Genomic DNA, 12,784 nt, shown 5'->3' with positions numbered 1-12,784 from the left:
GAGAAACGCGACAGGAGAGCCATTGGAGAGCCGGCATGAGCCGCGCCAAACCACTGGTGCTTATCACGGGTGCGGCAGGCAACCTCGGGAAATCCATCGCTGCCGCTCTTCAGGACGACTACACCGTCGTCGGCCTCGACCGTGCGGCGGAGGACGATCCTTTCCCGATCATCGAGGCGGATCTCACCTCGGCCGAGGCTGTCGAGGACGCCTTGGAGGAAGTCCGGGAGCGGTACGGCGAGACCATCGCCAGCGTCATCCATCTCGCCGCCTACTTCGACTTCACGGGCGAGGAGCACCCGCTGTACCGCAAGCTGAACGTCGAGGGCACGCGTCACCTGCTTCGCGCGCTCAGCGCGTTCGAGGTCGGACAGTTCCTCCATGCCAGCACGATGCTGGTCCATCGGCCCGGGGTGCCGGGTAAGGTTATCGACGAGGACTGGCCGATCGATCCGCAATGGGCCTATCCGCGCTCCAAGGCCGAGGCGGAGCGGGTGATCGAGGAGGAGGCCGGCGACATCCCCGTTGCGATCCTCCGCCTCGCAGGCGTTTACGACGAGGAGACGATGGTTCCCACGCTCGCGCAGCAGATCGCGCGGGTCTACGAACGTGACTTCCAGAGCTATTTCTATTCCGGCCGGCGGGACGCCGGGCAGTCGATGCTGCACCGGCAGGACATGATCGAGGCCGTGCGCCGCACGGTCGATCGCCGGGCGGACCTTCCGCGCCGAACGGCGCTGCTGATCGGCGAAGCCGAAGCGATCGGGTATGACCCGTTGCAGGACGAGATCGGCTATCTGATCCACGGGCAGGACGACTGGCCCGTGCTGCGCCTCCCCAAGCCCGTTGCAGCGGCGGGGGCATGGGCGCAGGACAAGCTGGAACCGGTCATTCCCGACATGATCGACAAGGGCGAACAGCCCTTCATCAAGCCGTTCATGGTACGCATGGCCGATGATCACTACGCGCTCGACATCTCGCGGGCGCGTGCGCTGCTCGGGTGGGAACCGCGACACAGGCTCAAGTACGAGCTTCCGGCGATGATCGCGAAGCTCAAGCGCGATCCGCTCGCATGGTACCGGGCCAACGGCATCACGCCTCCCGACTGGCTCGACGAGGCGGCAGAGCTTGGCTGCGACCCTACCGAGCTGCGTGGCCGACATGAGAGCTTCGTTCGCCGCGAGCACGCTCGATTCCGCTGGGCTCATTTCGTGAACATCGGCCTGGGGGCATGGCTGCTGGTCCAGCCGCCGATGATCAATGTGGTGGAGCCCGGGCTGGCGCTGCTCGAGAGCGCGCTTGGTGCCGCCCTGATCGTCTTTGCCAGCTTGTCGCTGTCGGCGCGGTTGCAGTGGGCGCGCTGGGTCAGTGCTGCGATCGGGATGCTGATCATGGCAGGGCCCTTGCTTTTCTGGACTCCCAATGCGGCCGCCTACCTGTCGGATACCCTCGTGGGGATGCTGGTCTTCGCCCTTTCGGTCGCCACAAGGCCCCAGCCGGGCGTCTCACCGGTCGCTGCGCAGACCGGTCCCGATATGCCGCCCGGATGGAACTACAACCCCTCGACCTGGCGTCAGCGCTTGCCGATCGTCGCGTTCGCGGTGCTGGGCCTCTACATCTCGCGCTGGCTCGCGGCCTATCAAATGGACCAGATCCCTGGCGTGTGGGAGCCGTTCTTCGCAGGGTCGCCGGCAGACCCGCAGAACGGCACCGAGGAAATCATCACCTCGGACGTCTCCGAAGCCTTTCCCGTTCCCGATGCGGGCCTGGGCGCTGTGGTCTACGCGATCGAGATCGTCACGGGCGCCATTGGTTCGCGCGTGCGCTGGCGCACGATGCCATGGATGGTCATCCTGTTCGGCATCCTGATCGTGCCGCTGGGCATCGTGTCGATCTCGTTCATCATCATCCAGCGAATCGTGATCGGCACCTGGAGTACGCTGACTCTGATCGCGGCGGCGGCGATGCTGATCCAGATCCCCTATTCGCTCGACGAGCTGCTCGCCTCGGTCCAGTTCTTGGTCCGCCGCGCCCGCGCGGGAAGGAACTGGCTGACAGTGTTGTTCAAGGGCGACACCGACGAGCCCGGTACGAACTGCGCGGCAGCCGAGCGGAGGGAAGATGAGTTCGGCGCGCCTTTGGGGGAGATCGTACGCGACATGGTCTCGGGCGGAGTGAACCTGCCCTGGAACCTGGCCCTGTGCGCGGCAATCGGTGTGTGGCTCATGTTCACGCGCCTGACGCTCGGAGCGGAAGGGGGCATGGCGAACGCCGACCACCTGATCGGCGCGCTCGTGCTGACCGTGGTCTCCGTCGCTGCGGCAGAGGTGGCCCGCGTGATACGCTGGCTCCTGGTGCCTCTCGGTGCGACGCTCTTCGTGACGCCGTGGCTTTGGGCCACGAACACGGAAGGCGCGGTGGCAAGCATCGCGTGCGGCGTGGCGCTCATCGCGCTCTCGATCCGGCGAGGCGCCATTCGCAACGAATACGGAAACTGGAGCAGGTTCATTCGCTGATCCTGGCCGGCCTGGTGCCGGACTGCGGCCTTGCTCCAGTCTTCGCAGGTCGAATCCTGAGATATAAAGATTCCTTTATATTATGCTTGACCCGGCGCCGCAGAACCCCGAGTAAGCGTGTGTCGAGGTTCTTCGCGACGGTGCCTGCCGGCGCGAAGCTAAGATGGGAAGCCGGTGCAATGCCGGCGCTGCCCCCGCAACTGTAAGCGGCGAGCAGGCGGTCAAGATGTGTCACTGGCGGAACTTCCGCCGGGAAGGCCTGACCGTTTGCGATGAACCGCGAGCCAGGAGACCTGCCTCCGACGCGATAACGTCCACCGGCGGGGTGCCCGGTCTGGCCGCTTGCATGGCGCGCGGCCAGATCTATCGCTGCGCGTCCGGCGCGCGTGCCGATCGGTCGCCCCGCCTTCATCGGGGTTCTATGAAGATGACCGTAACCCTTGCCACGCTTGGATTTCCGCGTATCGGCCCGCGCCGCGAACTCAAGTTCGCACTCGAGAAGTTCTGGGCCGGGACGTTGTCCCGAACGGAGCTTGAGGAGACGGCCGCCAGCCTGCGTACTGCCAACTGGGCCCGGCAGAACGGGCTGGGCGCCGACTGGCTGCCCTCAAACGACTTCTCGCTCTACGATCACGTGCTCGACACCAGCATCATGCTCGGTGCGATTCCGGCGCGCTACGGCGCCGCCAGCAGTGATACTGCCGGACTGGAGACCTATTTCGCAATGGCCAGAGGCGCTGCCGGCCCGGCGGAGTGCTGCGGCAATGCGCAGGCAAGCGTCACCGCCGGCGAAATGACCAAATGGTTCGACACCAACTACCACTTCATCGTGCCCGAGATCGAGCCCGGCTGCGCGCTTCAGCTCAGCCATCTCAAGCCGCTCGAGGAATACCGCGAAGCCAGGGCGCAGGGGTTCGAGACGCGGCCGGTGCTGCTCGGCCCAATCACTTGGCTGAGCCTCGCCAAGGGCCACGATGTCGATCCGCTCAATCTCCTAGACGACGTTCTCGGGCACTATGCTACCCTGCTCGGATTGCTTGCACAGGCGGGGGCTGCGTGGGTGCAGGTCGACGAGCCGATCCTCGTGACCGACCTCACCGAGCGCCAGCGGCGCGCGTTCACGCGGGCCTATGCCAGGCTGGCGGTTGCCGGCCCGAAGCTGATGTTGACGACCTATTTCGGGGGCCTGGGAGACAATCTCCGGCTGACAGCATCGCTTCCGGTCGCCGGGCTCCACATCGATCTCGTCCGGGCGCCCGATCAACTCGACGCAGTGGTCGAGGCGGTGCCGAAAGACCGCCTTCTGTCGCTGGGAGTTGTCGACGGGCGCAACGTATGGCGCACGGATATATCAACTGTGCTCGACCGGCTCGCCCCGGTTGCGGCGGCGCGCGATCTCGTGCTCGCTCCTTCATGTTCGTTGCTCCACGTGCCGGTCGATCTCGCTCTCGAAACGAAACTGGACGACGAAGTGCGGCAATGGCTCGCGTTTGCGGTGCAGAAGATCGAGGAGCTCGACCTGCTCAAGCGTGCGCTGAACCACGGCCCCGAAACCGTCGCCGATGAGCTGGCGGCCGCCGAACGGGCCGCCGCGGCCCGCCGCCTGTCCGCCCGCATCCACGATCCTGCCGTCCGCTCGCGCGCTGCACCACCCTGGTGATTACCGGTTGGTTGCTGTGGTGGCGCCGGCTGTCGTTGAGACGTGTTCCACAACCGGTGCCGGCGCGGCCCTGATGCATTCCGATGACGCTTGCACGTCCCGGCATCTCCCGCAGATCGAAGACAGGCGGTGCCGGATCTGACGCTCGCCGCCAGATCAGACATCAATTTTATGATGCAATCGGCGGTGGACAGGAGTCGCTCCAGCTGAATCCAGCCAGGATAATCAGATCATGTCGAGTGTCTGTCGAAGGCAGGACCTCACTGAGAATATGCTGGTGGCAGAATACTGCCGTCGTTCCGATGGGGTCAGTCCGGTTTGAACGTTACGCCCTGTGCCAGCGGCAGATCAGTCGAGTAATTGATGGTGGTGGTTTGACGTCGCATATAGCTCTTCCAGGCATCCGAACCGCTCTCGCGACCTCCCCCGGTTTCCTTTTCCCCTCCGAATGCGCCTCCGATTTCAGCTCCTGATGGACCGATGTTGACATTAGCGATGCCGCAATCCGATCCTGCCGCCGCAAGGAATCGTTCGGTTTCACGCAGATCGGTGGACATGATGGCCGACGACAATCCCTGCGGGACCCCGTTCTGGAGCGCGATCGCTTCATCGAACTCGCGGTATTTGAGGACGTAGAGAATCGGGGCGAAAGTCTCCGTGGCCACGAGGGTGCTTTGCGCCGGCATTTCGACGATCGCGGGCGTGACATAGGCCGCGTCCGGATACCGGTCGAGCAAGGCGGGTTCTCCCCCCGAGACGATTCCGCCTTCGCGGTGAGCTGTCTCGAGTGCGCTACGCATGGCATCCCGCGCATCTCGATCGTAGAGCGGCCCAAGAAGAGTTCCCTCCTCAAAAGGGCTGCCTATCGGCACCTTGCGGTAGGCTTCGCGAACACGTGGAACAAGCGCGTCGTAGATATCCTCATGTACGATCAGCCGTCGCAGACTCGTACAGCGCTGGCCGGCCGTTCCGACGGCCGAGAACACGATTGCGCGGACGGCAAGATCGAGGTCCGCCGCCGGGGTCACGATCATGGCGTTGTTGCCCCCCAGTTCCAGGATCGATCGTCCAAAGCGCGCGGCGACGGTGCCGGCAACCTGACGTCCCATGCGGGTTGAGCCGGTTGCCGACACAAGCGGAATACGCTGGTTTCGCGCCAGCTCTTCACCGAGATCAGGGCCTCCGACGGCTATCTGGCACAGGCCCGGGGGAGCATCGTCTCCAAAGGCAGAACTTACCTGATCGCAGATCTTCTGCACGGCCATTGCCGTGAGAGGCGTCCTCTCCGAAGGCTTCCAGATGACCGGATTGCCGCACGCGACCGCAAGGGCCGCGTTCCAGCTCCACACTGCCACCGGAAAATTGAAGGCCGATATCACTGCGACGGGGCCAAGGGGGTGCCACGCTTCGAGCATCCGGTGGCCCGGGCGCTCGGAAGCGATGGTCCGGCCGTATAGTTGCCGGGAGAGGCCGACCGCAAAGTCGCAGATGTCGATCATTTCCTGCACTTCGCCCCGGGCTTCCTGCAGGACCTTGCCGCAATCGAGCGTCACGATGCGTGCAAGCGTCTCCTTCTCCTCGCGCAGCGTCTCACCCAGCAACCGCACCCATTCGCCGCGGCGCGGCGCGGGCACCATACGCCACGCTTCGAACGCTCGGTGGGCCCTCTCGATCATGTCCTTCAGATCGGATGATCCGCAGGTGGCGACATGGGCGATGACCGTGCCGTCGACCGGCGTGGTCACCGCGAGATCGCCCGCCTCGATTTCCGCATCGCCAATCCCGGCAGCGGCAAATGCAACCCTGTACTCGTGATTCGTCATATTCAGTTGTTCCCCTTCGAGCATTTTCGGATGCTCGCGGCGGGCGCTGTTCCAGAGCGCCCGCCGTAGAAATTTTCAATCGATCTACTGTGCGTCGAGGCGGTAATCCTCGCCGGGGAACAGGGCGGCCCAGTCGGCCTCCGCCTGTATGCGTGCGAAATAGCTCCAGCTATCGACATTGATCGCGCGCTTCAGCCAGGTGCGCGCGGCGTCGCGCTCTCCGCGGAGCATATAGTAGTTGGCTAGGCTGTACGCGGTCGAGGCGGCCATGCCGTCAGCATCAGCGAAGGGGCGTCCACTGTCCTGATTGGTAAAGAACGACTTTGCGTCACGGTGCCCCTTGTAGAGCTGGATACCGTCAAAATAATTGTCCGAGCCTCCTTCGGGATGAACCTGGAACAGCGTCAGATCGTAGTCGTCGAGTACCTTGCGGGCTTCCGCCATGCGCCCCCCTCGCGCCAGCGAGAGAAACTCCCAATAGGTGTTCGCCGTGCGCGCTTCGGGATCAAATCCCAATGCTGCCGCTTGCGAGGATCTTGCGAACCATTTGGCGGCATTGTCGAAATCGTGCTTGGCGAAATAGGCCTGGCCGAGATGATAGTAGAGATAATACTGCACGATGTCGGGCGTACTTGGGAAGTAATCCGGCCCCAGCTTCTCGCGTTCGAGCGGCAAACCTTCGTATAGCTTTGCAGCCCGCAGCCCCGTTTCGATGGAAGCGTCGAAATCGCGCAAGGAAAACTGCCGATGGGCCAGATGGCGCAGGAGCTTGGGCGAATCGGGATATTTCTTCAGCGCCTGGCGATACACATCGGCGGATTCGCGTGCGTAGCCCTGGTAGAAGAGCACACGACCGTACCAGGTGGCCGTATCGATCGTCATGTTCGCATCGAACGCTGCTTTCGCGTCGGCGGCCGCCCGCGCGAGCAGTGCAGGGTCGCCGACGTTCTTGTTGCCGTTGTGCGGGGTGACCATACGTTCGCCCAGCAACGAGGTGCCTTGGAAGCTGCCATCGGTTTGGGCCACCGCGGGCGCTGCGACCAGCAAGCCTGCGACCAGCGCCAAATTCAACAAACCTGATCTCATATTTCCCTCCGGCTGTTCGTAATCTCTGTGACCGGGAACGCGGCGTGGTGCATCCCGGTCGCGTCCCATGAGCATACAGGTGTGAAGGAAATTGCATATAGGAAAATTCTCTCCATCAACGGTTAGGGCTGTGCGAGGCTGGCAGGTTAGATTGCATCTTCCTATAAATACTCGAAAAATTGTGTGCGTTATAGCGTAGGCATGCAGATGAGCTTGGCCCCCTCATTCTCCGACCAACGCGGGATCACGCCCCGATGCGAAAATTGAGTGTAGACCCATAAAAATATTGCTGATAGGAAATATGGCAGATCGCGGACGCCGATCGAAACCCGATCTCCGCCCGCATGCCGTTTAATGGAGGGGTATAATGGCTAAGCTACTGTCCAAACTGGTCCTGCCGACGATGATCGCGGCGGTCACCGTCCCAACCGGCGCCATTGCGCAAGACGCGACAGCAAACGACGATTCCACATCCGCAGACAATGCCACCATCGGCGCGCCGATAACCGTCATCGGATCGCGGCGGAAGGACCGAACGATCACCGACAGTTCGGTTGCTGTCGACGTTATTGCACCCGAAGCCATCAGTACGACCGGATACAGCGACCTGAACGACGCTCTGCGTACTCTCGTGCCGGCTTTCAACGTCAAGCGCCTGCAGGGCAATGACGGTTCATCGTTCGTGCGCCCGGTGACCCTTCGCGGCTCGCCGCCGGACCACGTTCTCCTGCTGCTCAACGGGAAGCGGCGGCATCGCGCGGCGATCGTCCAGATCGGAACCGGTCACGCGACCACCTCCGGCTCGCAGGGGCAGGACTTCAACGTCATTCCCCCGATCGCGTTCGAAAGCGTCGAGGTTCTGCGCGACGGCGCATCGGCGCAGTATGGCTCCGACGCGATAGCCGGCGTGGTCAACGTCACCCTGAAAGACGACACCAGCGGCGGCTCGGTGATGGCGCAGGCGGGCAAATACTACGACGTCGGCGGCGAGACGTACGACGTGCAAGGCCATCTGGCCTTCGGTCTCGGCGATACCGGCTACCTCAACATCAGTGGTCAGTATACGCATCAGGACAAGACCTGGCTTGGCGGAAAGAACGTCGGCGCCGAGGCGCTGCGGGCGATGGGCGTGGAGGACGTTCCCGTTCACACCGCTGGAAACGGGGAGCCGTTCTATGAAGCGGTGAAAACGGTCTGGAACGCGGGGATCGGCCTGGGCGGCGATGTCGAGGCCTATACCTTCGGCAACTTCATGAAGGCCGACAGTTCCGTTACTTTCTTCTATCGCCAGTCGATGGCGGCGGGCGGCTTGCCGGCACACTCGACCTTCGCGGATTCCGCATTCGACAATGCGCCTGCGTATCCGGAGACGTTCGACCTGCGCACCATCTATCCCGGCGGCTTTACGCCGGAGTTCGCGGGTGAAACCGAGGATTTCAGCATCGTGGGCGGGCTGAGAGATCGCGAAGGCGCGTTCAACTGGGACATCTCCGCCCGTCTCGGCAACAATGTCGTCGACTACACGATCTACAATACTATCAATCCCTCGCTCGGCGCCGCTTCGCCGACGCGCTTCAAGCCCGGCAGCCTGACGCAGCGCGAAGTGCAGTTCGACGGCGAGGTGTCCTATGAGATCGCGAACGACGTTTTCGCCAGCGACATTCTGGTGTTCGGCGGCGTCAGCTACCGCAAGGAAACCTACAAGATCACCGCCGGCGATGAGGCGTCCTACGCTGTAGGACCGCTTCGCGACCTTCCTGTGGGATCGAATGGCTTCCAGGGCTTCAGCCCGGATATTGCCGGTGAATTCACCTCCAGCAGCTATGCTGTGTTCGCCGAGACGGACATCGATGTGACCGAAAGCTTCAATGTTGGCCTTGCCGGTCGTTACGAGGATTACGAAGAGTTCGGCAGCAACTTCAGCTACAAGGCGGCGTCGAGGCTCGAGTTGTCGGACCTCCTGGCGCTGCGCGGGTCGATCAGCACGGGCTTCCGCGCGCCGGCCGCCGGCCAGCTCTTCGGAACGAGCCAGACCTCGCAGATCAATGCGCAGAACGAGTTCATTCTCGACGCGGTTCTTATTCCTGGTTCGCCTGCTGCGCAGATCTTCGGCTCCGATCAGCTCAAGCCGGAAACCTCCTTCAACATGTCGGCCGGTGTGGTGGTGACCGCCGATAGCGGCTTCACGACGACACTCGATTTCTATCAGATCGACGTCGACGACAGACTGCTGTTGACGCCGCCCATCGCGACCACGCCCGCACAGAGGGCTCAGCTGGAGGCGATCGGATTTCCCAACGGCGCTTCGGTCGAACAGGTCCGGTTCTTCCAGAACAAGCTCGATACGCGCGTGAGAGGTTTCGATCTTGTCTCGACGTACGGCTTCGACTGGGGGGACGAGGGTTCCACCAACCTCAGCCTCGCCGTAAACTATAACGAACAGAAACTTCGCACGGACCCGTCCTCTTTCTTCGGCCCCGGGACCGTGATCGAGTTCGAGCGCGGCCTTCCGCGGTGGCGTGGCAACCTCACCGCCAACAATCGGCTTGGCGACTTCAATCTGATGGCGCGGGCAAATTACTACGGTAGCTGGAAACGGCGGAATGGCGATGATTTTCTCGATCGGGAACCCGCGATGCTGTTCGATGCCGAAATAACCTATTCGGGGATCGACAACGTAGATCTCAGCATCGGCGCCAGAAATATATTCAACAAGTTTCCCCCCGATCGCGGGGAAGCCCTTAAGGCGGTCGGGCTGATCTATGACAATCACAGTGTCTTTGGCGTGAGTGGCGGTTTCTACTATTTGAATGCCAAGATCGATTTTTGATCCTGTTTAGAGCTGAGCCCCGGTCGGCTTGGCGGGCCTTGCTGATTGCAGGCCTGCCTTGCCGATCGGGGAATTTTCTGCTCATGCTGGGTGGGCTCCAAGATCGAGTGGGGCCACCTGGGCTCGCTGTGATCGGCGCGGGAAAGATGGAGATGCGGAGGCTATTTTGACTGCTACCAAGATAGGCCCGACAGATTATCTCGAGGAGCTTCGCGGCCCTCGCCGCCGGCGCGGAACGTCGTTCCATCTCGGAGACCGCATCCGGCAGTTGCGCCGCGAGCGCAAGCTGACGCTAGAGGAGGCGGGACGGCTTACCTCGCTCGCCGCTTCGACCTTGTCGAAGATCGAGAATGACCAGATGTCGCCGACTTTCGACGTCGTGCAGAAGCTGGCGCACGGCTTCGACATCGATATCACGGAGCTGTTCGCGACGGATAGCGGACACCGCCCGGGTAGCCGTCGGAGTGTTACCCTGAAAAGCGAAGGCCGGATGATGGAAACGCCGGTGTACCGGCACCGTCTGCTGGCCTCGGAGTTGAGCCATAAGAAGATCCTGCCGTTCATCAGCTCGATCAAGGCCCGGAGCGTCGACGAATTTTCCGAGTGGGCCAGCCATGAGGGCGAGGAGTTTCTGTACGTTCTCGAAGGGGAAGTGCGCTTTTGCACCGAACATTACGAGCCGGTCGCTCTGGGACCCGGCGACAGCATCTATATCGACGCCAGCATGCGCCACGTCTGCTATTCCACGAGCGAGAAAGACGCCGTGGTGATGTGGATCAACACGGGCGAATAGCGGACTTGCTATAATTTTTCCGATACGCCATATCCTTCCTCAAGGAAAAGGGGGGGATGATGTATGGAGCGTCGAACATTCCTTGGTTCGGGCCTCGCGCTCGGTGCGATCGGTCTGGCCGGGGCGGGGCACGCGGCGGCGCCCGGCACGAAGCGGCCTTTGACATTCGACGCGATGGGCGAGGTGCGCTTCTCGTACACGCCCGAGCTTGTTCGAGAGATGCACGCAAGCGGCCTCGATGCGATCGCTGTCACGCTATGCGATCCGAAGCCCATGGGCGAGGCCGCCTATGATCTGGCGATGGAGGCAGTGCTCGCCCATGACCGCCACATCGCCCGTCATCCGGCTCTTTTCTGTAAAGCCACCAGTGTGGCGGATCTCGCACTGGCGCGGGAGAGCGGGCAGATCGCGATCTTCTACCTTTTTCAGAACAGTACCCATTTCGGCGTCGAACTCGACAACGTCGATCTGTTCTACAACCTTGGCGTTCGAACTGCACAGATCACGTACAATCATCAGAACTGGGCGGGCTCCGGGTGCAAGGAGCTGGGGACGAACGGCCTGACCGTCTTCGGGCGCGCTCTCGTCGAGCGGATGAATGCGACAGGGATGCTGATCGACCTTTCACATGCGAACATGCAGACGATGGCCGATGCAATCGCGCATTCGAAAGCTCCCGCTATCATATCGCACACGGGCTGTATGGCGGTGCATGCGAGCGAGCGGAATACGACCGACGACAATCTGCGGCTCCTGGCAGAGAAAGGGGGTGTTGTCGGTATTTGCCAGATACGCCCCTTCCTGACCGAAAAGCGGCAGGGCGCGCTGGCCGATTACTTTCGCCACATAGATCATGCCATACGGGTCGCAGGCGTCGATCACGTCGCAATCGGAAGCGACCGCGATCACCGGCGCATCGAAATGACCGATGAATATCTGGCGGAACTGAAGCGGGAAGAGGGCGCCAATTTCAATCCGGCAGATTGGCCCCTTTTTATCGATGAGCTTAATGGGCCCCGACGGATGGAAGTCGTCTGGGATGGGGTGCGCAAGCTGGGCCACGGCGCCGCCGCCGCAGACAAGGTAATGGGCGGCAATCTTCATCGCCTCTACAGCGAGGTGGTCGGATGATGGCCCCTTTGCGCATTCTTGGTGCTGCCCTGTTCCTGTCGATACCCGCGGCCGCACAGGGCAATGTTCCGGGCGACACCGCCGCGGCGGGGTACTGCGACGAAACGCTAATTGGCACACCGTTGCGCGAACCGGACTTCTCCCCGCCGGTTCGCAAGCGCCTGGAACAAGATATCGCGATCGCCCGGTCTGCGCTCGAAATCGCGCCTGATCGGGAGGAAAGCTTCTTCTGGCTGGGCCGCAGGCTGGGCTACGCAGGTCGCTTCTGCGAGGCGATCGACGTGTTCACGCGCGGGCTGACCGCCTTTCCCGACAGCTATCGGCTGCTTCGCTATCGCGGCCGCCACCTGACACGGGTCCGGCAATTCGCGCTTGGGCTGGCCGACTACGAACGGGCGATGGAGCTGATGAGCGGCAAGCCCGACGTTTTCGAACCGGACGGATTGCCGAATGCGCTGGGTCTCACATTGGGGACCTATAAATCGAACATCATATACTACCATGCCCAGACGAGCTTTGCGGTCGGCGACTATAACCGGGTGGTCGAGGGTATGGCGCGCGCCTTCGGTCTCGTGCCCGCGTTCGCGCGCGACGATATGCTCCCTCCCACCGCGTACTGGACCTATCTGGCATACAGGAAGATGGGCAACCATGCGGCGGCCCGTCGCGCAGTGTCCGAGATTCCGGCAGACCTCGCCCTGACCGAGAACGCGGACTATCATCGCGCGGTGCAGTTGATGCAGGGGAGGGTTCAGCGGGCAGAAGTCACCGATAGAGACAGCGCTCTCGTCAAGTTTGCCCTGGCCATGGAGCTGCGCTTTTCCGGCAACGAGGATGCTGCCGCTCAACTCTTGCGACGGATAGTCGACGAGAGCCCCCAGGGATTCTGGCCGGCAGAGGTCGAACTGACGGCCCCCGATCGCTGGATTGCGCCCTAGGCCGGGG

8 protein-coding genes and 1 riboswitch are annotated in these 12,784 nt (G+C 62.4%); of the genes, 6 read left to right on the top strand and 2 right to left on the bottom strand.

Annotation, left to right across the window (positions count from 1 at the left end; genetic code table 11):
• Window positions 1-35 precede the first annotated feature (35 nt).
• Together ETX26_RS07685 and ETX26_RS07680 are read left to right on the top strand one after the other, a co-directional pair.
• Window positions 36-2,516, top strand: coding sequence for an NAD-dependent epimerase/dehydratase family protein (locus ETX26_RS07685; protein WP_129524007.1), 2,481 nt, complete (start codon window positions 36-38; stop codon window positions 2,514-2,516).
• 109 nt (window positions 2,517-2,625) lie between these two features.
• Window positions 2,626-2,831: riboswitch (cobalamin riboswitch) on the top strand.
• Window positions 2,832-2,937: 106 nt separating this feature from the next.
• Window positions 2,938-4,176 carry a hypothetical protein gene (locus tag ETX26_RS07680; RefSeq protein ID WP_225425541.1) on the top strand — a complete coding sequence of 413 codons (1,239 nt, stop codon included), beginning with the start codon at window positions 2,938-2,940 and terminating at the stop codon, window positions 4,174-4,176.
• Window positions 4,177-4,484: 308 nt separating this feature from the next.
• On the opposite strand, the gene amaB is transcribed toward ETX26_RS07680, so the two are convergent.
• On the bottom strand, window positions 4,485-6,023 hold the full coding sequence (gene amaB / locus ETX26_RS07675; protein WP_225425540.1) for an L-piperidine-6-carboxylate dehydrogenase: 1,539 nt from the start codon (window positions 6,021-6,023) through the stop codon (window positions 4,485-4,487).
• Between the two features lie 60 nt (window positions 6,024-6,083).
• Window positions 6,084-7,154, bottom strand: coding sequence for a tetratricopeptide repeat protein (locus ETX26_RS07670; protein WP_129524006.1), 1,071 nt, complete (start codon window positions 7,152-7,154; stop codon window positions 6,084-6,086).
• Window positions 7,155-7,452: 298 nt separating this feature from the next.
• On the opposite strand from ETX26_RS07670, the gene ETX26_RS07665 reads away from it, so the two are divergent.
• From ETX26_RS07665 to ETX26_RS07650, 4 genes are all read left to right on the top strand, one after another.
• The gene (locus ETX26_RS07665; protein ID WP_129524005.1) at window positions 7,453-9,915 is read left to right on the top strand and encodes a TonB-dependent receptor plug domain-containing protein; all 2,463 of its coding nucleotides are present in this window, start codon (window positions 7,453-7,455) and stop codon (window positions 9,913-9,915) included.
• 166 nt (window positions 9,916-10,081) lie between these two features.
• Window positions 10,082-10,708 (top strand): helix-turn-helix domain-containing protein, encoded by a 627-nt coding sequence (locus ETX26_RS07660; protein WP_225425539.1) that lies wholly within the window; start codon window positions 10,082-10,084, stop codon window positions 10,706-10,708.
• 63 nt (window positions 10,709-10,771) lie between these two features.
• Window positions 10,772-11,839: a dipeptidase gene (locus ETX26_RS07655; RefSeq protein ID WP_129524004.1), complete on the top strand. Its 1,068-nt coding sequence runs from the start codon at window positions 10,772-10,774 to the stop codon at window positions 11,837-11,839.
• Window positions 11,836-12,777, top strand: a complete 942-nt coding sequence (locus ETX26_RS07650) for a tetratricopeptide repeat protein (RefSeq protein WP_129524003.1) — start codon at window positions 11,836-11,838, stop codon at window positions 12,775-12,777. Before ETX26_RS07655 ends, ETX26_RS07650 begins: the two co-directional genes overlap by 4 nt.
• Window positions 12,778-12,784: the final 7 nt, after the last annotated feature.

The sequence above is a fragment of the Pelagerythrobacter rhizovicinus genome, assembly GCF_004135625.1.
GTDB classification, from domain to species: domain Bacteria; phylum Pseudomonadota; class Alphaproteobacteria; order Sphingomonadales; family Sphingomonadaceae; genus Pelagerythrobacter; species Pelagerythrobacter rhizovicinus.
The sequence above is the reverse complement of the archived record's forward strand: the minus strand, read 5'-3'. Positions and strand labels throughout refer to the sequence as shown.

Excerpts from the sequence above, each read along its gene's own strand:
- ETX26_RS07685 (WP_129524007.1), top strand. The coding sequence starts at position 36 with ATGAGCCGCGCCAAACCACTGGTGCTTATCACGGGTGCGGCAGGCAAC.
- ETX26_RS07680 (WP_225425541.1), top strand. The coding sequence starts at position 2,938 with ATGAAGATGACCGTAACCCTTGCCACGCTTGGATTTCCGCGTATCGGC.
- amaB (WP_225425540.1), bottom strand. The coding sequence starts at position 6,023 with ATGCTCGAAGGGGAACAACTGAATATGACGAATCACGAGTACAGGGTT.
- ETX26_RS07670 (WP_129524006.1), bottom strand. The coding sequence starts at position 7,154 with ATGGGACGCGACCGGGATGCACCACGCCGCGTTCCCGGTCACAGAGAT.
- ETX26_RS07665 (WP_129524005.1), top strand. The coding sequence starts at position 7,453 with ATGGCTAAGCTACTGTCCAAACTGGTCCTGCCGACGATGATCGCGGCG.
- ETX26_RS07655 (WP_129524004.1), top strand. The coding sequence starts at position 10,772 with ATGGAGCGTCGAACATTCCTTGGTTCGGGCCTCGCGCTCGGTGCGATC.
- ETX26_RS07650 (WP_129524003.1), top strand. The coding sequence starts at position 11,836 with ATGATGGCCCCTTTGCGCATTCTTGGTGCTGCCCTGTTCCTGTCGATA.